At 47.2% G+C, this 21,437-nt stretch carries 27 protein-coding genes; 22 read left to right on the top strand and 5 right to left on the bottom strand.

Translation table 11 applies throughout. The features are described from left to right. Positions 1-89 precede the first annotated feature (89 nt). Both ACYVAM_RS28940 and ACYVAM_RS28935 read left to right on the top strand, forming a co-directional pair. On the top strand, positions 90-1,172 hold the full coding sequence (locus ACYVAM_RS28940) for a three-Cys-motif partner protein TcmP (protein WP_461073656.1): 1,083 nt from the start codon (positions 90-92) through the stop codon (positions 1,170-1,172). A 64-nt stretch (positions 1,173-1,236) separates the two neighbouring features. Continuing rightward, the gene (locus ACYVAM_RS28935) at positions 1,237-1,950 is read left to right on the top strand and encodes a DUF5131 family protein (protein ID WP_461073655.1); all 714 of its coding nucleotides are present in this window, start codon (positions 1,237-1,239) and stop codon (positions 1,948-1,950) included. Between the two features lie 166 nt (positions 1,951-2,116). Here the strand turns inward: ACYVAM_RS28935 and ACYVAM_RS28930 are convergent, their stop codons facing one another. Beyond that, positions 2,117-2,314, bottom strand: a complete 198-nt coding sequence (locus ACYVAM_RS28930) for a hypothetical protein (protein WP_461073654.1) — start codon at positions 2,312-2,314, stop codon at positions 2,117-2,119. A gap of 141 nt (positions 2,315-2,455) precedes the next feature. Here ACYVAM_RS28930 and ACYVAM_RS28925 point away from each other — a divergent pair, with 141 nt between their 5' ends. Next, positions 2,456-2,935 carry a hypothetical protein gene (locus ACYVAM_RS28925; RefSeq protein WP_461073653.1) on the top strand — a complete coding sequence of 160 codons (480 nt, stop codon included), beginning with the start codon at positions 2,456-2,458 and terminating at the stop codon, positions 2,933-2,935. Between the two features lie 83 nt (positions 2,936-3,018). Here ACYVAM_RS28925 and ACYVAM_RS28920 read toward each other — a convergent pair whose 3' ends face one another. Continuing rightward, positions 3,019-4,287 (bottom strand): Y-family DNA polymerase, encoded by a 1,269-nt coding sequence (locus ACYVAM_RS28920; protein WP_461073652.1) that lies wholly within the window; start codon positions 4,285-4,287, stop codon positions 3,019-3,021. An 11-nt stretch (positions 4,288-4,298) separates the two neighbouring features. Then, positions 4,299-4,778 (bottom strand): LexA family protein, encoded by a 480-nt coding sequence (locus ACYVAM_RS28915; RefSeq protein WP_461073651.1) that lies wholly within the window; start codon positions 4,776-4,778, stop codon positions 4,299-4,301. Positions 4,779-4,887: 109 nt separating this feature from the next. Here ACYVAM_RS28915 and ACYVAM_RS28910 point away from each other — a divergent pair, with 109 nt between their 5' ends. From ACYVAM_RS28910 to ACYVAM_RS28880, 7 genes are all read left to right on the top strand, one after another. Further along, the gene (locus ACYVAM_RS28910) at positions 4,888-5,148 is read left to right on the top strand and encodes a hypothetical protein (RefSeq protein WP_461073649.1); all 261 of its coding nucleotides are present in this window, start codon (positions 4,888-4,890) and stop codon (positions 5,146-5,148) included. 54 nt (positions 5,149-5,202) lie between these two features. Next, complete coding sequence (locus ACYVAM_RS28905; protein ID WP_461073647.1) at positions 5,203-5,385, top strand: hypothetical protein; 183 nt, start codon at positions 5,203-5,205, stop codon at positions 5,383-5,385. 123 nt (positions 5,386-5,508) lie between these two features. Continuing rightward, complete coding sequence (dinB, locus tag ACYVAM_RS28900; protein ID WP_461073645.1) at positions 5,509-6,594, top strand: DNA polymerase IV; 1,086 nt, start codon at positions 5,509-5,511, stop codon at positions 6,592-6,594. A gap of 136 nt (positions 6,595-6,730) precedes the next feature. Beyond that, the gene (locus tag ACYVAM_RS28895) at positions 6,731-7,402 is read left to right on the top strand and encodes a hypothetical protein (protein WP_461073643.1); all 672 of its coding nucleotides are present in this window, start codon (positions 6,731-6,733) and stop codon (positions 7,400-7,402) included. 7 nt (positions 7,403-7,409) lie between these two features. Beyond that, entirely contained in the window at positions 7,410-8,156 is a 747-nt protein-coding gene (locus tag ACYVAM_RS28890) for a hypothetical protein (RefSeq protein ID WP_461073641.1), read from the top strand. A 221-nt stretch (positions 8,157-8,377) separates the two neighbouring features. Further along, complete coding sequence (locus ACYVAM_RS28885; protein ID WP_461073639.1) at positions 8,378-9,004, top strand: PD-(D/E)XK nuclease-like domain-containing protein; 627 nt, start codon at positions 8,378-8,380, stop codon at positions 9,002-9,004. A 60-nt stretch (positions 9,005-9,064) separates the two neighbouring features. Beyond that, a complete protein-coding gene (locus ACYVAM_RS28880) occupies positions 9,065-9,505 on the top strand; it encodes a DUF4326 domain-containing protein (protein ID WP_461073637.1) in 441 nt (146 codons plus the stop codon). 16 nt (positions 9,506-9,521) lie between these two features. Here the strand turns inward: ACYVAM_RS28880 and ACYVAM_RS28875 are convergent, their stop codons facing one another. Both ACYVAM_RS28875 and ACYVAM_RS28870 read right to left on the bottom strand, forming a co-directional pair. After that, the gene (locus ACYVAM_RS28875) at positions 9,522-11,243 is read right to left on the bottom strand and encodes a hypothetical protein (protein WP_461073635.1); all 1,722 of its coding nucleotides are present in this window, start codon (positions 11,241-11,243) and stop codon (positions 9,522-9,524) included. A gap of 2 nt (positions 11,244-11,245) precedes the next feature. Further along, positions 11,246-11,692: a hypothetical protein gene (locus tag ACYVAM_RS28870; protein WP_461073633.1), complete on the bottom strand. Its 447-nt coding sequence runs from the start codon at positions 11,690-11,692 to the stop codon at positions 11,246-11,248. 511 nt (positions 11,693-12,203) lie between these two features. Here ACYVAM_RS28870 and ACYVAM_RS28865 point away from each other — a divergent pair. The 12 genes from ACYVAM_RS28865 to ACYVAM_RS28810 all read left to right on the top strand — a co-directional run bounded on the left by ACYVAM_RS28865 (position 12,204) and on the right by ACYVAM_RS28810 (position 20,916). Next, positions 12,204-12,590 carry a LytTR family transcriptional regulator DNA-binding domain-containing protein gene (locus tag ACYVAM_RS28865; protein WP_461073631.1) on the top strand — a complete coding sequence of 129 codons (387 nt, stop codon included), beginning with the start codon at positions 12,204-12,206 and terminating at the stop codon, positions 12,588-12,590. Beyond that, positions 12,587-13,780, top strand: coding sequence for a phosphoadenosine phosphosulfate reductase domain-containing protein (locus ACYVAM_RS28860; RefSeq protein WP_461073629.1), 1,194 nt, complete (start codon positions 12,587-12,589; stop codon positions 13,778-13,780). Before ACYVAM_RS28865 ends, ACYVAM_RS28860 begins: the two co-directional genes overlap by 4 nt. 152 nt (positions 13,781-13,932) lie before the next feature. Then, entirely contained in the window at positions 13,933-14,187 is a 255-nt protein-coding gene (locus ACYVAM_RS28855; protein ID WP_461073627.1) for a hypothetical protein, read from the top strand. Between the two features lie 8 nt (positions 14,188-14,195). After that, a complete protein-coding gene (locus tag ACYVAM_RS28850) occupies positions 14,196-14,735 on the top strand; it encodes a hypothetical protein (protein ID WP_461073625.1) in 540 nt (179 codons plus the stop codon). A gap of 186 nt (positions 14,736-14,921) precedes the next feature. Beyond that, positions 14,922-15,305 carry a hypothetical protein gene (locus ACYVAM_RS28845; protein WP_461073623.1) on the top strand — a complete coding sequence of 128 codons (384 nt, stop codon included), beginning with the start codon at positions 14,922-14,924 and terminating at the stop codon, positions 15,303-15,305. Positions 15,306-15,636: 331 nt separating this feature from the next. Beyond that, positions 15,637-16,158: a prtrc system protein e gene (locus ACYVAM_RS28840; RefSeq protein ID WP_461073621.1), complete on the top strand. Its 522-nt coding sequence runs from the start codon at positions 15,637-15,639 to the stop codon at positions 16,156-16,158. A gap of 9 nt (positions 16,159-16,167) precedes the next feature. After that, entirely contained in the window at positions 16,168-16,389 is a 222-nt protein-coding gene (locus ACYVAM_RS28835; RefSeq protein ID WP_100990059.1) for a PRTRC system protein C, read from the top strand. Positions 16,390-16,451: 62 nt separating this feature from the next. After that, positions 16,452-17,630: a hypothetical protein gene (locus tag ACYVAM_RS28830; protein WP_461073619.1), complete on the top strand. Its 1,179-nt coding sequence runs from the start codon at positions 16,452-16,454 to the stop codon at positions 17,628-17,630. Continuing rightward, the gene (locus tag ACYVAM_RS28825) at positions 17,551-18,285 is read left to right on the top strand and encodes a PRTRC system protein B (RefSeq protein ID WP_461073617.1); all 735 of its coding nucleotides are present in this window, start codon (positions 17,551-17,553) and stop codon (positions 18,283-18,285) included. The genes ACYVAM_RS28830 and ACYVAM_RS28825 overlap by 80 nt, the downstream gene beginning before the upstream one ends. After that, positions 18,272-19,144 carry a PRTRC system ThiF family protein gene (locus ACYVAM_RS28820; RefSeq protein WP_461073615.1) on the top strand — a complete coding sequence of 291 codons (873 nt, stop codon included), beginning with the start codon at positions 18,272-18,274 and terminating at the stop codon, positions 19,142-19,144. The genes ACYVAM_RS28825 and ACYVAM_RS28820 overlap by 14 nt, the downstream gene beginning before the upstream one ends. 195 nt (positions 19,145-19,339) lie before the next feature. Beyond that, on the top strand, positions 19,340-19,774 hold the full coding sequence (locus ACYVAM_RS28815; protein ID WP_461073613.1) for a hypothetical protein: 435 nt from the start codon (positions 19,340-19,342) through the stop codon (positions 19,772-19,774). 320 nt (positions 19,775-20,094) lie between these two features. After that, the gene (locus ACYVAM_RS28810; RefSeq protein ID WP_461073611.1) at positions 20,095-20,916 is read left to right on the top strand and encodes a hypothetical protein; all 822 of its coding nucleotides are present in this window, start codon (positions 20,095-20,097) and stop codon (positions 20,914-20,916) included. Positions 20,917-21,437: the final 521 nt, after the last annotated feature.

Raw genomic sequence — 21,437 nt, 5'->3', positions numbered from 1 at the left:
AAGTAATAGGGCTGTGGAAGACAAAAGAGAATAAGAGTAGATTATCAGTCTTTAAGGTATTTTAAACTATACACACCTAAAAATTCTACATGCCCAATCCAGACAAAGTTGTGTGGGAATGCGCCCCACACACGATTGCAAAACACAGAATACTTGAATATTATCTTGGTGCATGGTTTCCTATACTAGCCAGATACAACGGGAAAATCATTTATGTTGATGGCTTTTCGGGGCCAGGCGAATACATAGGTGGAGAAAAGGGTTCACCCCTAATCGCCTTGGAGGTTGCCGCAGCTCAACAAAAGCATTTAGTTCATTCACAGGTAGGCTTTGAGTTTATAGAGCAGGATGAACAACGAGCCAAGAATTTAGAATCTGCTATTGCTACCCTTGACCTGCCAGAAAACTTTACCATAGACGTAGCGCGTGCAAATTTTCAGGACGTTATCAATAGTCGATTAGATAGTTTAGATAAATCGGGAACGAAGAATGCGCCAATATTTGCTTTCATTGATCCTTTTGGCTTTTCGGGTGTACCCTATTCTCTGTTAAAGAGATTGCTAACTTATGAAAAAACAGAAGTATTTGTCTATTTCGCTAGAAACTCAATAAATCGTTTTGTCGAAGTTGCAAAAGTTGAGCAACACATGAAGGATTTATTTGGCTTAGAAAAAATAGAAGTTCCTGCTGGCGTAAACCGCTTAGACTTCTTAAAAGGTTTGTACGAAAGTCAGTTAAAAGAAATAGCAAAATATGTAGGATCTTTTTCTATGATTAATGCAAAAGGGGTCCCCATTTATGATTTGTTTTTCGCCAGCAACAATCTTACTGGCTACGTAAAGATGAAGGAGGCCATGTGGAAAGTTGATGAAACCGGGGGATTTAAATTTGACTACAGGGATGATCCTAGTCAGGCTATACTATTTCCCGTTAATCCACTTGATTCACTGGTTAAGCTGATAAAAGAAAAAGGTAAAGGAGGTAAAGACCTCAATATTGATAGGATTGAAAGATATGTTGAATCGAATACTATCTACCTGGCTAGTCATATGAAAAGAGCCTTGCGTCAATTAGAAGAAATGAAAGTTATATCCGTTCAAAAAATAAAGGCAGATGGCAATCCAAGGAGAGGGAAATTTTTCGCACCAGGGACAATAATTGATTTTAACTAGCCAGTTAATTATTTGATTATAAGTATATTATCACTATATTGATAGGCGAATTAACACTCTATACATGGCACAATCTAGCATTGAATGGACGGAAATGACCTGGAATCCGACAACCGGATGCGACAAGCTGTCGGCTGGCTGTAAGTTCTGTTATGCCGAAGTTATGACCAAACGATTGCAGGCCATGCGACTGGAAAAGTATTCGGAAGGCTTTAAAATTATACGAACGCATGACTCAGAACTCATGAAGCCGTTTGAATGGAAAAAGCCAAAGGTTGTTTTTGTCAATTCGATGAGCGACCTGTTTCATAAAAACGTACCTCTGCCATTTATACAAAAAGTTTTCGATACCATGAATCGCTGTCCTCAGCATACGTTCCAGGTTTTAACTAAACGTGCTGAACTATTAGAGGCTTATTCTGCAGAACTAACTTGGTCCGAAAATATTTGGATGGGGGTATCAGTCGAAGATAGCCGCGTAATAGATCGTATTGATCATTTACGGCAATCAGGAGCTAAAACAAAGTTTTTATCCTTAGAACCATTGCTTGGACCACTGCCAAACTTAAATCTAACTGGAATTGACTGGGTAATCGTCGGTGGGGAATCCGGTCGAAATCCAAGACCAATGCACGAAAGCTGGGTTGAAGAAATCCGTTTGCAGTGCGAACAGCAAGGCGTCGCCTTCTTTTTTAAACAGTGGGGTGGACGAAATAAAAAGGAATCTGGACGACTCTTAAACGGACGTACATACGATGAAATGCCAGTAATGGCTTAACGGCATCGCATCAGTACTGAAAAAATAACTATACCAAAGATTTTTAACAGCCCTTGTTTTAACGACAAGGGCTGTCTCGTTAATAAAGGCCGCTGTCTTGCATAAACGATGATGGCAACGCCAAACCCTGCCCGCAGCTGAGTTGCTTAACATTGTTGAAACAAGTTTACAAAGGAGACGTTAAGCCTGACTGTTGTTCCTGTTTAACTTCATCAATCAGCCCGTCAAGCCGACCCGCATTAATATCGGTTACAATCTGATCATCCCATCGACTGAAGTCATGTTCGGTTAACCAGGTAGATAACTGGTTATATTCCTCCGCGGATAAAGCGGCAATAGCCTGTTGGATTTGCTCTACTGTCATAGCTCATCTAGTAAAGTATCGTTGCGTACAATATTACAATACTATGGCCGAAAAAAAAATAATTATCGTTCCCTAACCGTATGTAGACAGAATGATTTTATTTCAGGCTTCCATTGGCCTAAGGCCATCCAGTAGAGCCTCATGATACCGACCACGTACGCCCCCACCGTTCACACGCCTAAAGACTTTAAACTAGCCCAAGGTAATTCACCTGGAAACGGGCCAGCTGGTATTGCCGGGTATATATCGCGAACCGGCAAACTGGTATTACCCAAAAAATCCGTCGAGCAATTAACGTTAAATGTCAACCTGCTGAGCGTGCGAATGAAAGTTGGGGTCGACGTTGAAGAGGGACAAAAAATTGATATGCTTTACCTGGTTCCCGCAGGAAGTTCGATAGCTGACTCGTTTACGGTGATACAGGCGGCAAAGGGATACACAATTGAACTGGGTAAGCTCTTATTGGAAGAAGGAATTATGTACAAAACCGTTAAGTATACCTTTACCATCGAACCATTCTTGCTTGAAGATGGGATGAGTGGGTATCAATTACGGTTACACGAACCAATTCCTAAGTTGTTCTATATCTGGAGCGCATTTAAAGATTTACAGCGTCAATAACTAAAATTCAGCAAAGCATTCTCTTTTCAATTGAAAAGAAGAATACGATCATTAAGCAATAGCCAAATAGTAGTCCTCCTACCTTATTTGACAACGAGAATATCCTTCCACCGGGTAGTGTAGCAGGGTGACCGAAAATTTTGCTTCATAAGCCAGGCTGATTCCGTAAAACCCTGGCTGGCCAGCCTGACCCGCCCACGGCCATGCCGATGGTTGATGCGGTCAACGGCTGAATACACCCGCTTCCAGCGCTCATCAGGTTCAACGTCAAAGACGCTAAACTGCCGATGGTCCCAATCCACCAGATCCGTCAGCATAATACCCACTTTTTGAAAATTGTACCCCTCCCGGTAAATGGACTCCAAAGCGGCCAGCCCGTATCGGATCAGTTCAGCATCGCTGCAGCTGTGATGAGGTAACTTGACTGTGCGACTGTTGGAGTACTGCCGGTCATTGGTACGGAAATAATTCGTGTGTAGAAATACGGTAATGTATCCAGCAGCCGATGCCTGTTTTCGCAGTTTAAGGGCCGCTCTGGAGAGATAAGTAGTAACCGCCTCACGAAGCGGCTCCAGGCCGCTCACCGGCGTACCAAAGCTGGGTGCCGTGCAAATAGATTTCTTTCGAGCGGGTTCAATCTCCAGTGCTTTACAAGGCTGGCCCCGCAGTTCATACACCAGTCGAAGCCCGGTAACCGTCAGAAACTGCCTGATCCAGTCATCCGGTAAATTACGCAGCTGAGCTGCAGTCTGGATACCATTCTCTAAAAGCAACCGTTCGTAGCGATCCCCAATGCCCCATAAGTCTCCTATGCCAAACTCATCCAATGCCTCACTGATCTTGGCGGGGGTATCCAGCACGCATATCCCCTTATGTTCAGGCTTTTTTTTGGCAAACCACGTGGCTACCTTGCAAAGTGTTTTAGTGGGCGCAATGCCGATATTTATGGGTATGCGGCTACTGCGGTGCGTCGTGGACCGGATCGTCTGCGCAAGCTCCCGTAAGTCGGGATAAATCGTCTCATAACCCGCCAGATCGAAGAAGCCCTCATCAATGGAATATACTTCCACGCGTTCGATGAAGCGGCCAACGATGGCAAAAATTCGTCTCGACATATCCCCGTACAACGGGTACGTACTTGAAAAAACGTGGATACCCTGCTGACGAACCAACTCCTTAATCTTGAAAAAAGGAGTTCCCCGGGTAATCCCTAATTGTTTGGCAATCCCATTTTGCGCCACTACGTTACCATCGTTGTTGGATAAAACAATAACGGGCTGTTTGCGGAGCGCGTGCTGGAACGAAATGTGACAACTGGCGTAAAACGATAAGGCATCAAAATGAGCGTACATACTCGAAAAGGTTAGGGCAGTATCGATGGTTTAAAAAACACCCAGGTAACGGCTCCAAACACAAAGGAGTCCTCCCCTGGGTCCCCCGGGTGCATATAGATTGGGTCGTAGCTTGGGTTATCTGCTTTCAGGAGCAACATCTCCCCGACCCGCTTCATACGCCTGACAACGTATCCGTCATTGACAAACGCCACAATCACCTGGCCATCGACAGGCTCCATCAAACAATCAACCACCAGAATATCCCCGTCATCAATCCTGGAATTGAGTCGGGCACGCGGATTGACCATACTGTTTCCTTCCACTCGGACAAAATAAGTATCGTCGGGATGGACGATACACAACTCATTCAGGTCCAGGACATTTTCCAAATAATCGGTCGCCGGCGAGGGAAACCCACAGTGGACGCGTGAGAGAAACAACGGTATCCTCAACCGACTTTTTATGCCAGCCTTTCTAATTGTAAAACGGGTTCGGACCCTTGTTTTCATAGGCGTCTAATACAAGTAAAATATAATTTCAGGGGCTATTATATTATTAGTATATTATAAATCCTAATATTTTCAAGTTTTTACGTAAATTAGAACTCAAAACTTGGTTATGACCCTCTATGCGTTCAACCTGCTTTCCCTGGAAAAGCAGCTGGCAAGTGCCTTCCAAAACGGCACTTTTTTAGTGACCAGACGAGTCGGCATATCGTATTTATGCCTCTATGCTCTGGAAACTTTCTACGTTGAGATCCGCTATAGTCAGGATCTCAATCAGATCACAGCCTGCCGGTCATTCCAAAGCAGCATTGCTTTAGAGCCCTATCTTGAGCAAATCAATTTGGATGTCTACCCGATAGCAACTAATTCATAATCACCGTATCCGCCGGGCGGGGGCTGTTACGGCCGTTTGTCGATAAAGTGTTCAATGACCAAAAAGAAATTGCTCAACCCTGATCAGCCCGAACTGGATCGGCAACTACGGGAATTCGAGGCCGCTTTGTACCGGATGACCGGGCGTTGGTATCGGCCGGCTGAACAGGTAGTAACGGCTCAGACCAGGCCATTACGCGAACCTGTTCGCCCACGAGAGTCATCCCTACAGGCATGAGACATGGGTTAAATACGTTCATTCATAGGGCCATGATCTGCTGGTAATGTCCAAAATTTTGGACATTACCAGCAGATCAGTAAACGATAGATTTTCTAAGTAAACGACACCTGGTATTCATTCATGGCGCAGGAACAGGCTCAATTTCGAAAAATTATCCACGTCGATATGGACGCCTTTTACGCATCCGTTGAGCAGCGCGACAATCCTGACTTACGCGGAAAGCCTGTGGCCGTTGGCGGCTCCCGTCAGCGGGGTGTTGTCGCGGCAGCCAGCTATGAGGCCCGAACCTATGGCGTACGTTCGGCAATGGCCTCGTCGATCGCGATCCGGAAATGCCCTGACCTACTATTTGTTAAGCCTCGATTTGAGGTGTATAAAGCGGTATCGGCTCAGATTCGTAACGTGTTTGCTCAGTATACCGATTTGATTGAACCGCTCTCGCTCGATGAAGCTTACCTGGATGTAACGGCTAGCCTACCCGATGGGTGCACGGCGACACAATTGGCGCAAACCATCAAGGAGCAGATTAAAGCGCAAACCCAGTTAACGGCATCAGCGGGGGTTTCCTATAATAAGTTCTTAGCTAAATTAGCCTCGGACTATCGGAAACCGGATGGACTATTTGTCATCAAACCACATCAGGGCCTGGCGTTCGTCGAAAAATTACTGGTGGGTCAGTTTCATGGTATCGGCCGCGTAACGGCCGACAAAATGAATCAACTGGGCATCTTTACCGGGATGGATCTACGGGCGCAGAGTGAAGGGTTCTTAAACGAGCATTTTGGCAAAGCAGGAGCTTACTTTTACTCAATAGCCCGGGCTGTTGATCAGCGGCCGGTTACGCCCAACCGGGAACGGAAGTCAATGGGCGCTGAAACAACGTTTGAGCAGGATTTAACCGATTATGCAGCTATAGCGGATCAGTTAAGCCCGCTGCTCATACGAGTGTGGGCTTATTGTGAACGCACGGGTATGTTAGGCAGAACGGTCACGTTAAAAGTTAAGTACGCGGATTTTCAACAGATTACCCGAAGTCGGACAGTGCTCACGGCCGTCACTAATCTAGCCCAGCTTCAACAATTGAGTATGGACTTGCTATCGGGAATCCAGGACCTAACAAAAGGGGTACGACTGGTAGGCATCAGTCTGTCCAGCTTTCAAACGAATCAGGCCTTACCCAGCGGTCAATTAAAGTTAGATTTGTAGCACTACATTTCGTTACAGATGCAACAGGAATTTACCAGAACAAAAAAGCCAAGTAAGGGAGAAGGGATCGTTGCGGCAAAGGTTACGATCGTCGATTCACAGAGCAATACGGTAGGTCGGTAAACGAGTCGTTAAAATGAAACAAACATCACTACTACAGGAAGTTGAAGATATAATCAGCCAGATCTGGCTAACCATTGATCAGTGGATGAATACAGGCGATAAGCTGATATCCTCGGAAAAGTCAGTCGTTTTTAATTTTGCCTGGCTGTTGCAGAAGACCTGCCAGGACCGTATCGAACTAATTGACTTTGAGACAAATCTGTTTCATGATTTCTCAGATGGCCAATTTTTAGACTTGTTCATTCTATATCGTCGCGGAGATCAATCAATCCGGGTAGGGATTGAATTTAAGTATCCCAATGAAAAGAAAAGCAAGTCTGGTCAAACTCAGGTAAGGGCCAAAATTGTTAATGATCTGAAGAGATTAACCTGGCTGGTAACTAACGGAGGTATTGATATAGGTTGCTTTTTATGTGTCACCAACGAAAAGAACTACGTTAACCAAGGCAAGTATAAAAAGAATACCGATTTTCTAACCCATCATGGGCAGACCTACGCCAAAGGTAGCTTTCTGCCAGCTAATGATCTGTATAAAGAACCCGTCAGGGCCATAACAGATATTACTTTCAGCTGGAACCACATCCAGAAAACACAGAAAAAATATGAAATCGCCGGGGCCGTTTATTCCTTTCTAGAGCCCATATTTATACGAAACAACGAACTTGAATTAGCCGCCACTTTCTGACTAATTAATGAGTCCATCAATTCACGTCGATTCCTTTATTCGCTTTTTTGCGGACCATCTGGTTAAACTTGAGAGCCATTATAACTGGCCTGTTCGTTTAAAAACGAAGGAAGCCTTACCTGATTTTCCCTGGCATGAATGGGAAATCCAGTCAGGTAGTGCCAGCGAATGCATTGCGCTAAAGAAGTATTTAACCCAGACCTGGAACACCAGTGATGAAGTCGACAAAAAAGCATTAGCGCGGTGGATCGTCGCCGACTGGGGCGGCGTGCGTTCGAACCGGCCAGCAACCTTTGACGCGCATTGGCAACTGATTCAACTTGATGTTAAGCAGATGCCTTTGCAGGGCATAGCCAGCTATTCAAAAATACTGACGCTGAAAGACTGTACGCAGTATGCAATTTATGATGCGCGGGTAGCTGCCTGTTTAAATGCGGTTCAACTGCAGATAAAGCCCGAGCAGCCCGTATTTTTCCCGTATATACCTAGCCAGAACCAACACTTTCGCCAGTGGCCGAAAAGAGAAAACTTCGTGAATGTCTTTCCAAGACGGAAATTAGTCGAGGATCGGGGTTGGCTTGAATTAACAAAAGACGAAACGTACGGGACTTATCTTAATCTGCTCCACACGTTGAAAAAATCTTTTCCGGGATGCGAAATTTATCATTTCGAGATGAGCCTGTTCAGTTTATCCACTCGACTCTGTCCCCCACTCGTGACACTAGAACTGACAAAAGAACGCGAATTGAAATGATTTTTTTCGCACAGGTTTAAGTGTAGTGGTATGTCGGGTACAGGTATTTTAGGGACTAACTTCACTAATTCGGCATAGGCCCAATCGCTATTAATAACGGGGTAAAAAACTGTTAAACAAGGGTTTGATTACTTCTCTGTTAAGTCTACTGGCTCATCAACGTAGTGTATCTTGTTGTTGTAAAAAGCTTATCTGGTGGGTATTTACAACGACAGCCAATTATGAATTACCGAGCCATTCCCCGAATTGCTAACTCGGACTTGACCGAGTTTAAAAACAAACTTCTGTTCGGACGTAAGCCGATCCCAATCTTTAGCCAGGCACTGGCATTCGGGACTCTTTTTCATGACCACTTATTACTGACTCCTGAGGTCGAACCCGCTGGTAAGGGGGCTACGGCTATAAAACGGATGCTAGAGGTGATGCGAAACGACACTGATTTTTCTGAACTGCTCAAAAAGGGTATCTGTGAGCAGGCGCACTTTTGGGAGGATGAACGGACAAAACTTCTCTGCAAAGCACGCATTGACTTACGTGCTCCGGTAGAAAGCCTGCTCGTTGACGTTAAAACGACATCAGCCACAACCTACACCGATTTTTTAACCGCTTGTCAAACGTACGATTACGACCGCCAGGCCGCTTTCTATCTGGACGGTTGCCAACAGGTCGGACAAGCCGTAACCAGGTACCTGATCTTGGGAGTTCAAAAACAAAAGCCCCATCAATTGTTTAAGCTGGAACACGTAATCGACGATTCATTTATTAATTATGGTCGCCGTAAATACCAGTCATTACTACGGTCTTGGAAACAGCAGCCTTATCAGCCAACATCGTGGCAAATCGAGTAAAAATAGTGGCTGAAGCCAGCAAAATTTCAATTCAAAAAACGCCTAAACAGACAACCGTAAATGCCCATCCGTGTACAGCGTAAACGAACGAAAGGATGCCGGTTACCACCAAACACAATCAGTGTCTGCCGACCCGGCCGGTTTGGTAATCCGTTCCGACTAACCGACGTTTATGAGCTAGCCGAGCTGCAAGGCGCTAAAGCAGGAATCATTGACGCGGAACAAATTCACCAACTAGCCCAGCAGCTGGTCGTTGACCGGTTCGCTCAACTACTGGCTGACCCCAATGGTATACCGAGCGATGAGTCTTTTGTTAGCGAAGCCATTCGCCAGCGGTTTGTTTGGATGCGTGGTAACCTGGGATTACTGAAAGGAAAAAATTTAGCCTGCTTTTGCGCCCTTTTATCGAAAGAAGGAAAGCCTATCCCCTGTCATGCTGATACACTTCTGCTTTATTCGAATGATGAAAGTTTGCTTCACCTTGGACTTAAGTTGGAATGATACCGTGTCGATTAATTTATGAACTAGCTAAACCAAGGGCCACCGTCAGCCGGGTCATCAGGGCTTCCTGGTCAGTATATTCTGGTATTAAATCTTGTACCGTGGACCGGAAATCGTCGTACTTTTTAAACACGTGCCTTTTATATTGTTCAGGCGTTTGAGGTACAAACTGATTAATCATGCGGTAACGGGCCTTATATTGATGCATAACTTCTTTAATAGTCAGGTGGCCTGAACGCGCTAAAAATTGAATACTGAGAATGTCTTTCAGATGCATCAAGACAACATCATGGACGTAAGGCGCACGTATAGGATCGTCATTAAATTTTTTGCGAAACTCTTCGTTGACAATGAATTGAACACTACTCAAGGAGAAAAAGTCGTCCGTGTGAACAATGATTGGGTAAATCTGCAGCGATTTAGCCAGTTCAACTGATATGGGGTCGAAGGTAAAACCCCCATTTGCCAGGGTCTTTAAGACCGACAATAGCTGGCTTATTCCTTTCTTCTGCTGCTTGCCATCGTTGGTGCTTGCGACTAATTTTTTAAATACAGCCTCTTTAATCTGGGTAGCATCGGCCGAATGTTTAACGCCGGCAGCTATGATGCTATTCTTAAATTCAAACAGAAAAAGCCGGTTCCCATCACGGACGTAATAATCCGAATATTCTGAATCCGAATAACGGTTACCTGGAACAGCAATGAACTGACCTTTAGGCCTAAAACACCCTTCTATAAACCGGTAAAACAAATTCGTCTCAGCAAACTCCTGGCCTAAATGCTGGAGAAAGTTATCGAATCGTTTAAACTTATCTCGGATAGAAGTTAATTGGTAGAAGTCAAAAAGGAGTCCCTGATAAATCTTGTCAACATAGAAATTATGAAAAAGGGGGTAATACTGTCTTGGCCCTTCTTTTATTAAAGGCTTTGTGCGTATAAGTTTAAAGTCAGGATCGGGTGAGTACGTGGCACTTAAGTTTTTAAGCTGGTCAGTCGACAAATCATAGGCGAACGAGTCAAAAAAAGCTATGTCTGCCTCTGAGCCTTCCTGAATGCTGAAGCCGAACGATTCAGCTGTAAAGATGCCCGCATACGTACCGACTAGGTGACGGAGATACTCTGCATAATCACTTACATGTTTATTAGTTAAAAATTCACGTAAGTAGGGCTGGAGATCGGTACTCTCTGACAGGTACTCGAAAAAGGCATGGGCCAGCATTGTTTGATAGGCGAAATCCTTTCGGCCCGTAAACTCGTAATGATCGGCCTCATTGACCAGCATCATGTCCGCTATGTCACCGTCCTGTTGTCCTAACGCTTCCTGAACTGCTTCGTCTCCAGCTGAATTAATTAGTAGCCAGAGTTTAAACTGAACCCACTCATCGGCTACATCATGGCTATCTTTCGCTGGTAGATCATTGAAGTTTAACAGAATCTGCTCGGTAAGTTGCAAAAGTTGGTGAGCGGTGAAAAGTACGACCTGACCATTCGATGCATGAACTTGGTGTTTAAATGAAGTATACCGCTCATTTAAATCTGGAAATTCGTCAAAAACGCGTATCCATCTGTAAAAAATTTTCTCCTGCGCGGCTAGATTACGCTGTTTCAGATGAACCTGAGCGTTCAGAAAAGCGGTTGCTTTTAATAAATCGCGGGATGATGCCGTCGCCAGCAAATCTGGAATTTGGGGTCTGGTTTGCTTTGGGAAAAAGTCTTCAAACTTGGGATACACAGCCATTGTCATACAGTGGGCAGGATATGCCGGCGCATCTGGTAGTAAATGCGTTGCCGACGAGTAAATGAATCACTTAACAATTCGATACCTTGATGACTGGCCACCCGGCTGCGATCCAGCCGACGCAAGGGGAGATTACCCTGGCCATACAAGGCGATAACTTCACCTGACTCCTCAACCAAATCTTCCCACAAGAAGGTGGCGTAAAACTCGCTTTCGGTTAGGCCATCGATCCACCGCTGCACCTGCTCATGTGAAACCCCAGTCCGGAGATACAACTGCCGGATCACATCCTGATCAACCTGAAGCCGATATTGTTGACGGCATACCTGCTCGTGCAACTGCGCGCGACGCTGCTGTTCACGGCGTAACCTACTTAGTAAAATTAAGGCCAGCACCGTAAGGATTGACACCAGTGCGATGAGACCAAGGCAGCAGAAGAAAAGAGTCATGAGCGTAAAATCTGATCAGGATAGATCGACAAAGGCGATTGCCTGATTAAAATAATGAATAAAAGTTGACTTGTAAAAAAGACGGCGTGAACGCCGGTATAACAGGGGAAAGGGCGGCCCGGAAGACACGTACAGCACATACATTCTGGTCATTGCTCACCCTGGAGGGTCGTATCTTTAGGAAAGAAGAAACAGGGAACTGTCCCCGGATGCTATGGCCAAGCAAAAAGAAAATCCCTTTAGATGTGAAGTTCGCATTAAGGGTCAAACCGAACCATTTGCTACGTTCAAATTCCAGTCAGACGCCAGACATTTCGCCGAATGGTCAAGAGAAGCGTACATGAATAGTACCGAACTCTGGCAGGATGAAGAACTGATTCTTGAATTCAAAAAGCCAAGTTGATTGGCGGACTTTAGAGAGAGCTGTCAGACAAGCTTACTAAGAGACGTATTGCTCCTAAGCGTTCTTTGGTGCGGTGGCTCTTAACCTGTTCATTAATTCTTCCCGGTCATGAATCATCGACCCTTCTCATTGGCTCGGCAGGTATGCTATTTGTCAGGCGAGCAGAATTACACCTGGACCCATCTTTTATCGGGATACCGGGATCTTCGACGGGGCCCGCTTGTCGGGGTGGCCCAGTACTATCCCAGCTTTTTGCGGATTCATAAGCAATACATTATCAATCCGGACTACCTGCTCAGTGTGCACCAGCAACCCCGCTCTCAGAAACGGCCTTTGTTTGAAGTTGAGTTAGTGGGTGGCGTGCGTCTACCCATTGCCCAAAGCCGGGTATACACGCTGTTACCCGTGTTACAAAGTATGCTGCAACGGAATCAATCCCAGATATCCAGTAGGTCAGGCCGGATAGCAAAGAAGGCAAACCAAATCGGTATATGAGCCAGCTTTCTCTTTTTGCTTCACCTGAAATGTCCGTCCTGTCAACGGACGAGGGTTTTGGCCTTGCCATTGATGGCGAAGTCAATCGCCTACTCGCGCAGCAGGCCCCGGTTGCCATTGGCATTAGTGGCGGAAAAGATTCATCGGCCTGTGCCTGGGCAGTCATAGCTTACCTGAACCGGATCGGTCACCGGGGGCCGCGCGTCCTGGTTCATGCAGACCTGGGACAGATTGAATGGGAGGACTCTGCCCGTATTTGTCAACAGGTGGCCCATCAATTAGGCATTCCGTTAATTACCGTACAACGCCGGCAGGGAGGCATGATCGAGCGTTGGCAACAACGCTGGCAGTCTAATGTGGAACGCTACAAAAACCTCTCCTGCGTGTCGCTAATCCTGCCCTGGTCGACCCCATCCATGCGGTTCTGCACGAGCGAGTTGAAAACAGCCATTATCTGCCAGCGACTAACCGAACTGTTTCCCGATCAGGTAATCATTTCAGTAACCGGCGTTCGCCGGGCCGAAAGCAAGGACCGCCAGCGTACGCCCGTCCAGGAGCCCCAGTCAGCCCTGTTGCGTAAGAAAAAGAATACAAGCGGTATTACCTGGAATCCCTTGGTTGACTGGACGCTGGCTCAGGTTTGGGACGCGCACAAGGCTGGGGGCTTGCCCATTCACCAAGCCTATCGACACTACGGTTGCAGCCGGGTTTCGTGTACCTTTTGCATTATGTCTAGTCAGGCCGACTTACGCGGGGCGCTTAAGGCCCAGCATAATCATGCAGCCTACCGTCAGCTGATCGATCTGGAGAATGCATCGGGCTTCTCCTTTCAGGGTGCTACCTGGCTGGCAAGCCTGGCCCCAGAGTTGCTATCGGCTGAACAGCAAATGGGCCACCAACAAGCCAGGTATCGAGCGCAGGAGAGGACCGCCTTACAACAAAGGCTGCCGAAGCGAATCCGCTTTACCAAAGGCTGGCCAACAGAGATGATCGGATTGGACGATGCAAAGGTACTGGCGATGGTGCGACAGCACATCGCGCAGCTGTATGGATGGGCCGACATGCCCTACACGACTGCGGAATCCATTCAACTGCGCTACGCAGAATTATTACTTCAGAAATCGCTTCGCGAAACGAAAAAACCAGTGGCTGTTGACTTGGGTATGGCTAGACGGAGCTGGAAAGGGTGAAACGCTCCACAGGCGTCATCAACGAACCTATTCACCCTGCCTGTATCACTTCACCTTCTCATCCAAGATAACGGGGGGAGAAAGGCAACACAGCTTTGCAAGCCTTATCGATTAGCGACCATACCCAGGGCTGAGGGGCGTATCTTTAGTACATGGAACACGCCTCAACTGCTCCCCGCCTTCGCCAGATCCAGGTGCCGCCCGTCCGCAAAAGCAAGCGGCCCCCAATTCTCCACATTCGCCGGATCAAACTGGCCGGGGGGCGTTTAGAGTACCGCATACCCATCGAGGTAGACCGAACTTCGTACGCGCAGCTTTGGTGCGATAAACGCGATCGAAAAGCCACTGAGCAGCGGCTCATCGAGCAACACGCCGATAAGCGGGTGAAATTTTATAGCTTAAAATAGACGCCCACATGGCAAGTAGGCAACTGAAACTCTTTAGTTCTCCGGTAGACGTCGCTCTACAACCGCTGCGCGTTACGCCGTTGCCGGATGTGGGCAGTCTGATCGAACGCATTGGAAGTGATGAGGACTGGCAGAAGCGGACGCTCAGTGAGGTGCTGGAACTGTGGCCATGTCTGTATGATGAGTACGTCCATATACTGCTGGAGCCCCGAAAGCAGACAGAAGAATGGTTCAAGCAAAATGGAACCCATTATGCAATGGCCAGCCCAGCCACCCGCCAGCATTACCGGCGCGAGCATGCCGCCCTGACGGACGCAAAAAACCTGTTTCATTCCATCCTGTATGGTTTGTATAGCCAGCGGATGGAAACGTTGTTTGCGCAGGCTAAACAACGGTTAATCAATAAGGGCCTGACCGGGGTAGCCCTGGAGGGGTGTGAAGAATTTTTCAACGATGTATTTCAACGGCCTGATTACCCGGATTTGGGTAAACGACTTCCTCAGCTAATGGACGATTTAGCGGTTGAGTACGCCAGATTAGTTACCTGATAAGAATACGTATATAGGTCTGCGTTCGCTGATAAAAGAGTCACTTCACCTTTTTTATTACGCCTAAGGCCAGGCCATAACAGGGGAGAAGGCGCGCTTCTGTTGCCCTATGATTTCAGTCGTAAGCCAGTCCATCTCCGTATCAAACCCTATTTTTAAGTCGTAAACCAGCAAACGTCTACTGATATGGAAAATGGTCAAAACGGTCAGCTACCCAAACACACGCTCCCCAAATACCAGATTTTAGGCTACCCGCAATCAGACGTGCAGTTTCAAATCGACCTTAAAGCCAAGACGCTTTTTCTAATTGACTTGGATCAGGGTGGGCGTAGCCTAACCAACGATATGAATAACGCCCTGTGCCGGCTGATTCACTACCAACGGGTAGAAGGCCAGCCGGTGAAGCTCAATGAGTTTACAATATTTTATTCTGACTCTACCGGAACGGTGGATGGTGTGCGTGTTTCGTTTGGCTTAATGGGTAGCCTGTCACATTCGTTTTACTCGGTTTCTATTTACGACCTGACCCGGAACGGAGGTTCCCGGAACGGCGGTTCAGGGCTGGAATAGATCCTACGGGACGACAATTTTCTGATCGATCCGGCGCATACGGGTTTTTCAGCCATAACCACCGAAGCGCCTTCCCTTCGGTGGTCGTATACCGATCGCAGCGCACACAGCGGGCGAGTCGGCTATCGCTACTTTACTTCACCTACTCATCTGTGTTGACAGCGATGGGGTCGATTCCTGGACCCAGGCAGGCTAACCTGCAACTAGCTAAACATAACAGGGAAAAGGGCTTTCCCCATCCCTATAAGCAACACTCGTTACCCCACCCCATACCCGGTTGAATGGCTATCTTTAGACCAGTAAACAACACAATTTATTTCCTGAACAGCGTATGGAGTTTTTTCAAAAAGTCCACCAGCTTGGCTTACAGGGCGATTTTAAAATCGTCTGTCAAACCGTAGGTGAAAAACTCATTGTTAGCGTTCTGCTGACCAACGAGCAATGCGGAGACAAAGCCCAACAGCTAATAAAACCCCTGTTGTTCAATGGACTTCCAGAAGCCATTGATGAAGCTTTTTTCAGAAAGATTACAGAGCCGTATCAGCAGACTTCCCAATTGCTGGTCAGTATGGAGGACCATCTCAAAAGTGTTGCGCTGGCCAGTGAGCAGTCGGCAATGGCAAAAGCGGCTGACACCAAACAGCGAAAAGAAGCTGAGGAACAGAAAAAAAACTATGATGGCATTATGGTCAAAGTGGCTGAATTGGAAGAAGCCGGAAAATACCGCGAAGCGTGTGCCAAACTGCCCGACCCGACCCTATTCCCCAACCAGCAGGAAGCCCTCACCAAAAAGCGGGAAGAATTAGTTCAGAAGTTCAGTGCCCCTACCCTATTTGAATCAATTAATGCATAAACAACTCGTATGAACCTGATCGCCACAACCTATAAACGGGTATTTATTATTCAGGACAAAGGCCAGCCTGTTGAACTGGCTGACCCTGAACGGTCCTTAAGCCCTCAAGCCGTACTGAATTTTTATGCCAACAGTTATCCCCTGTTAACGACCGCAAAAGTAAGTGAGGGGCAAGTCAGAAACGACCGCATCGAGTACCGGTTTGATAGCGTTATGGGTACGAAAGGTTAATCAGTAGCGATCATGGGCAAACCCGCCAGAGTTATTTCAACGGACTATCCCTATTCCAATCAATGGCAACGCTCCTCGGCAATAGCCGCGTTTCTGCTCACCCTCAACTCACTCCCCGACGCGGCTCACAGCGTCGTTCAGAAACGACGCTCTTTACCGCTGAGTCAGCTACCAATGGTTTTTTAAGATACCGTTTCGAGCCAGTTGTTGAGGAACTGGCCGAACTCCACGATCAGGCGATTATCGAAGCTGAGTTCTTTCAATCCCTGTTGTTTTTGTCTCAAGCCTATGGGTTTGGTTTTGACGTAACGGCAATGGAAAATACCAGCGTTTATCCGCATAATGTTTTCCTTGCCTTTTCACAGGCCGAAGCTGCCCTGCAAGAGGCAGACCCCAATTCATCGCTGGCCATCATCGAGGACGATGATACCCTCCGATCAACCCTTGCCGTTTACAAGGTCTATGAAACGGGCTTTAGCTCGTATTATATACCGCTGGAACCCCTTTACCAGACGCTCAAGGAAAAAAGCAGGTTGTCGGCTTCGGCCCTGTTATGTTCGTTGGTATCGTATCTGCATACGGTGGCAGGTGTGGCCTTCTTTTCGGACCAGAGTAGCTTTGTCTATTATCAATGTGATATAATGGCAGAATCCATGCGGGAGGACGACGAGGAAAACCAGCTGGCTGAATTTGAGACGCTGTTAACCAATACCCGACTGGGCGGCTCTGTCCTACAACGGTATATAGGTTGGAACCAGCGGCATCTGGATGCGTTTGAAACGCGGCATCAATCCTTCCGACCTACCGATGAATGGGAAGAAGCCTTACACCGGATTAGCGGCTCATTTTTGAATTTATATCGTCAGTACCCTGACCGCACCTACTACCGAAGCTATGAGCGGGGATTGGCCAATTCCGACGATGATTATTCAATTGACCCCGACCAGCGAATTGGTTTTTTATGGCAATGTGGGGATTGGGTCCATGAGAACATACTGGAATCGTTGGACTGCGATTTTAACGGGGGCGGGTACGTTGAAGAACCACTGGCGTATCATTTGTTTGACCGGCCTTGCGCCAAACCACCGCTTTGTTTAGCCTTTGAGGAGGTATTCTATACCAGCCTTGATGAGTTAGCCGACCTACTAAAAAACCTTGCTGATGAACAACATAACCGCAAAGTACGGGAAGTCGTATCTGCCGACGCAGGGACTGCTGGTCTATCGACAGGCGAGCAATAGTCATCATGGGCATGTGCAAGCCTTCGACGTTGACCCGGTTTCTGGTCATCCCATTAATTTCCATCCCTTAACCGAACAAGAGTCAAGGCAGTTAGCCAAAATCCTGACGGTGGAAAAAGAAAAGAAAAAAGGTTTTTTACGACTCAACGGGCTGTTGCCCGAAAACGTACTTTATCTGGATGCCGATCAGGGCCGGGTGATGTGGTACACCCCCCCGCAACAGCGTAACTTATATTTCATCGAGTCGTTAACTATACCGAACGGGATAGCCCCTCTACCCGCGTTGGTATGGTTGGCTTCCAAGAATTATTTATTTCTGTTTGCCCTGCTGAGTGCCGAGAAACCGACCATAGATACCCCCCTATATTATGCTCCGTTTTTCAATACCAACAAGCAGGGAGGGGTCTGCATGGGAACTGTCAGCGTCGGTATTCGTCAGTCGTCCACGCTTAACGAATTTATGGCGGCATGGGAAGAAAGCTTTTTCAATTCGTACTTCTCACACCTGTTCGATGAACATCAGCCGGTACAGGGTAACATTATTCAACTATGGCAACGACTGATTGATCAGCATACAGATTTCCCCCTTGACGTACTCGTTACCAGCCCCTTCACGTTAAAACAACTTACAGGTTATACAGATGGAAACAACTAGACCCCGCGTGGATTCGCCCGATCAGGCGCGACCAAGTGTTCATTTTACCGCTTCATACCTGCTGAATCCGACCAATCCGCTGACGGTTAATTTAATCGGGGCCGGGGGGACCGGCTCGCAGGTGTTGACCTTGCTGGCCAGAATGAACCACGCCTTTACCGAATTAGGCCACCCCGGTTTACAGGTTCGGTTATGGGACGGTGATACCGTCAGCCATGCGAACCTGGGTAGACAGTTATTTGCCCATTCTGAATTGAAACTTAACAAAGCAGTTGCCTTAATTAACCGGGTCAACGGTTTTTTTGGCACCAACTGGAAAGCGGTTCCAACCCCCTACTGTATCAGCCGCCTTCGGGGAACTTCGCGCCAGTACGCATCGGCCAATCTGTTCATTACGTGCGTAGATACTGTATCGGCACGGCGGGAAATTGCGCTGATATTACAGGGACTAAGCGTACAGGCCAAACAGGACCGGGTCGCGCCTGACCGGGGCGCGTTCGACCGCGACAGACCCTATTACTGGCTTGATTACGGGAACAGTCAACAAATCGGTCAGGTCATTTTATCGACTGTTGGCGAAATTGAACAACCCCCTACGCAGGAATATATGGCTGTTGGCCAGCTTCCCTTTATTACGGACGAATTTGACCAGTTACTTTTCGAAGCTGACCAGTCCGATAATACGCCCAGCTGTTCACTGGCCGAAGCGTTGCAAAAGCAGGAGTTATTTATTAATTCAACACTAGCCAATCATGGCTGTTCTCTACTTTGGACCCTGTTCCGCAAAGCGATGACACCCCACCGGGGCTGTTTCCTTAATCTGGAAACGGGCCGCACCGCTCCTTTGCCCATCGCCTAACCGGGATGGCTTTACTCTGTTTACTTTACTTCACCTTCTCAAGCAGTACGTTCAATGACTATAACAGGGGAAAAGGCTTATCCGTAGGCTGATTGATAGCCTATTAAAGCAGCCTTATGAGGAATTGAGTCCTATAAAAGCCGTATTTTTAAGTAAGCCAACATACGCCTCCGCCACGGTAACTCTCCTACGGTTATGGATACTCAATTTTATATTCGTACCTCCCACGCGGGCAGTCCCGCCAATAAACTCCAAAAGGCGATTTTGGATGTCATGCCAGCCTATTGTAATCAGTTGACCGACGAGCCGAACGTATTCATTGAACGGCTCACCAATCGAATCAACTACATCAACTGTCAATTTCCGCGTTGTAGCCCGATGAAAGTGGGGAGTAACCCACTGGGCCAGTATTTACGGCAGGGTGGAGAGCAAGGTAAAGTTAGTGACCAGGAGCAGGGTGCCCGGCAGGGCTGGCGGGTATCAATTTCGGGCCTTGTTGAGTTAGAGCTTATGCCCGTGAAGGGCACCCTGGCATTTGATAAACCCGATCCCTACGTATTCATGGTCCTCAGGACGGCGACGGACACGGATCAAACGGCGCAACAGATGTCAGTTTTTCTTGACGTATAAGCCTATCCGTTCGCTTGTATGATGACCAGTCGAATGTTGCACCTTCTCCAAGCCAGTGCTGATGCCTATCCGTATGACAGCCGCGCTAACAGTCGCTTTCAGTAAGGCACTTACTGAGTGTTAACAAGCCCGGCAAACCGTTTACGCTAGTCATATATAACCCTAAACACGTAATGATGTCTGTACTATTTAACACTGATTTACCGACTCGTATCCTCTTTGTCGGGGGTGGTCAGGACTCCGTAGCGTTACTAATGTTATGCCAGCATGATATAGGTTTTCGGAAAACGTTTTTGGGTAAATCTAATTTCTGTGCTTTAATGACTGACACCGGCAATGAATATCAGGAAACAGAAGAATACGTTTCGTGGCTAAAACAATGGTGTCCAACGGTCGGGATTGATTTTACGTTCGTGACGCCGGACATGGGCTTTCACGGGGCCACCTGGCAGAGCCTTACGGATCAGATGGAGCGCAATAACAACATTATGGGCGTCACCTTTGCTAAATCCTGCACCGATAATCTGAAGATTAAAGTCAGCTATCGATTTCTGGCGCAGTGGCTACGAGATCATTACGGATACCGTGGCAATGACCCTTCCGTTTTTTACCAGTACCGCCATTACTTCGGTAAGCTGGTCAGCTGGATCGGTTTTGCCGCCGGGGAGGAAAGCCGGGTCGCTCATCCAGGCCCCAAAACGCCAGCCAAACCGGATGAATACGTTCTGTTTCAAGAGGGCGACACCGGTCCCGCCTATATCCCCAAATGGCGGAAACTGTGCGTTGAGCATCGCTATCCGCTCCTGGAACTGGGCCACGACCGGGCCGCTTGCCAACGCATCATTGCCGGGTACGGATATCCCATACCCTACCCAAGTAATTGTATGTTCTGTCCCTTTCAAAACGAAGTCGAGATCGTTTATTTGTACAGAACCCACCCGGATCGCTGGCAACAATGGGTAGAGCGCGAAGCAGCGAAGCTGGCTAAATTCGCTCAGTCCAAAGTAAACCATGGCGTAAAAGGGAAACTCGCTCTACCACAGTACCTGAAGAAGGCACTGGAGAAATATGGTCACTGGAGTGTCGAACAGTTGCGAGAATACCGTTTTTCTCATGGTCATTGTGTTGTCTCTAAGTATTGACTAACCCGATAGAGACTTAGCTACCTCACTTGACGAATTCAGGCAATACTAAAACAGGGGAATAAAACTTGACTATCAGCCGCAGCTACCCCCTATTGTAATCAGCTGCCCCCACGATAAATCGTATTTTTAGGAAGGTAAACACCTGATTGTTATGAGCAAAATACCGTTTGAAGGCTTACACTTTGGTCGTTATAAACAGCCACTTCAACTGCGAGAAAAGTACCGTCTATTAATTAATCACCGGATTAACACCAATGCCGAGCGGGTCAAGGCGAATGAGCCGATTTACAAAAAGTTACGGTCGGATAACAAAGTGTCGAGGAAGTTTGCCTGTGAGTTTATTCAAATTCAGCTCTGGTTTTTTAAAAATAATACGGCTTTTTTCACCCGCTGGCGTAAGAATAGAAAAAAGCTGGTACCACCTAAAAACTTACCTTCTCACTTATTCAGGTAATATCTACTTAGGGATAGTGCCTAAAAGAAAGTTATAAGCCCGTACCGATTCAGCACTAAACCCT

The sequence above is a fragment of the Spirosoma horti genome (genome assembly GCF_054776595.1).
Note: the sequence above shows the minus strand (reverse complement) of the source record. Positions and strands in the feature narration are given on the sequence as shown.

Excerpts from the sequence above, each read along its gene's own strand:
- ACYVAM_RS28825 (WP_461073617.1), top strand. The coding sequence starts at position 17,551 with ATGAACAACATAACCGCAAAGTACGGGAAGTCGTATCTGCCGACGCAG.
- ACYVAM_RS28920 (WP_461073652.1), bottom strand. The coding sequence starts at position 4,287 with ATGTACGCTCATTTTGATGCCTTATCGTTTTACGCCAGTTGTCACATT.
- ACYVAM_RS28925 (WP_461073653.1), top strand. The coding sequence starts at position 2,456 with ATGATACCGACCACGTACGCCCCCACCGTTCACACGCCTAAAGACTTT.
- ACYVAM_RS28910 (WP_461073649.1), top strand. The coding sequence starts at position 4,888 with ATGACCCTCTATGCGTTCAACCTGCTTTCCCTGGAAAAGCAGCTGGCA.
- ACYVAM_RS28860 (WP_461073629.1), top strand. The coding sequence starts at position 12,587 with ATGAGCCAGCTTTCTCTTTTTGCTTCACCTGAAATGTCCGTCCTGTCA.
- ACYVAM_RS28915 (WP_461073651.1), bottom strand. The coding sequence starts at position 4,778 with ATGAAAACAAGGGTCCGAACCCGTTTTACAATTAGAAAGGCTGGCATA.
- ACYVAM_RS28940 (WP_461073656.1), top strand. The coding sequence starts at position 90 with ATGCCCAATCCAGACAAAGTTGTGTGGGAATGCGCCCCACACACGATT.
- ACYVAM_RS28855 (WP_461073627.1), top strand. The coding sequence starts at position 13,933 with ATGGAACACGCCTCAACTGCTCCCCGCCTTCGCCAGATCCAGGTGCCG.
- ACYVAM_RS28930 (WP_461073654.1), bottom strand. The coding sequence starts at position 2,314 with ATGACAGTAGAGCAAATCCAACAGGCTATTGCCGCTTTATCCGCGGAG.
- ACYVAM_RS28815 (WP_461073613.1), top strand. The coding sequence starts at position 19,340 with ATGGATACTCAATTTTATATTCGTACCTCCCACGCGGGCAGTCCCGCC.
- ACYVAM_RS28870 (WP_461073633.1), bottom strand. The coding sequence starts at position 11,692 with ATGACTCTTTTCTTCTGCTGCCTTGGTCTCATCGCACTGGTGTCAATC.
- ACYVAM_RS28880 (WP_461073637.1), top strand. The coding sequence starts at position 9,065 with ATGCCCATCCGTGTACAGCGTAAACGAACGAAAGGATGCCGGTTACCA.
- dinB (WP_461073645.1), top strand. The coding sequence starts at position 5,509 with ATGGCGCAGGAACAGGCTCAATTTCGAAAAATTATCCACGTCGATATG.
- ACYVAM_RS28895 (WP_461073643.1), top strand. The coding sequence starts at position 6,731 with ATGAAACAAACATCACTACTACAGGAAGTTGAAGATATAATCAGCCAG.
- ACYVAM_RS28935 (WP_461073655.1), top strand. The coding sequence starts at position 1,237 with ATGGCACAATCTAGCATTGAATGGACGGAAATGACCTGGAATCCGACA.
- ACYVAM_RS28820 (WP_461073615.1), top strand. The coding sequence starts at position 18,272 with ATGGAAACAACTAGACCCCGCGTGGATTCGCCCGATCAGGCGCGACCA.
- ACYVAM_RS28845 (WP_461073623.1), top strand. The coding sequence starts at position 14,922 with ATGGAAAATGGTCAAAACGGTCAGCTACCCAAACACACGCTCCCCAAA.
- ACYVAM_RS28865 (WP_461073631.1), top strand. The coding sequence starts at position 12,204 with ATGAATCATCGACCCTTCTCATTGGCTCGGCAGGTATGCTATTTGTCA.
- ACYVAM_RS28890 (WP_461073641.1), top strand. The coding sequence starts at position 7,410 with ATGAGTCCATCAATTCACGTCGATTCCTTTATTCGCTTTTTTGCGGAC.
- ACYVAM_RS28875 (WP_461073635.1), bottom strand. The coding sequence starts at position 11,243 with ATGGCTGTGTATCCCAAGTTTGAAGACTTTTTCCCAAAGCAAACCAGA.
- ACYVAM_RS28885 (WP_461073639.1), top strand. The coding sequence starts at position 8,378 with ATGAATTACCGAGCCATTCCCCGAATTGCTAACTCGGACTTGACCGAG.
- ACYVAM_RS28810 (WP_461073611.1), top strand. The coding sequence starts at position 20,095 with ATGACTGACACCGGCAATGAATATCAGGAAACAGAAGAATACGTTTCG.
- ACYVAM_RS28830 (WP_461073619.1), top strand. The coding sequence starts at position 16,452 with ATGGCAACGCTCCTCGGCAATAGCCGCGTTTCTGCTCACCCTCAACTC.
- ACYVAM_RS28905 (WP_461073647.1), top strand. The coding sequence starts at position 5,203 with ATGACCAAAAAGAAATTGCTCAACCCTGATCAGCCCGAACTGGATCGG.
- ACYVAM_RS28840 (WP_461073621.1), top strand. The coding sequence starts at position 15,637 with ATGGAGTTTTTTCAAAAAGTCCACCAGCTTGGCTTACAGGGCGATTTT.
- ACYVAM_RS28835 (WP_100990059.1), top strand. The coding sequence starts at position 16,168 with ATGAACCTGATCGCCACAACCTATAAACGGGTATTTATTATTCAGGAC.
- ACYVAM_RS28850 (WP_461073625.1), top strand. The coding sequence starts at position 14,196 with ATGGCAAGTAGGCAACTGAAACTCTTTAGTTCTCCGGTAGACGTCGCT.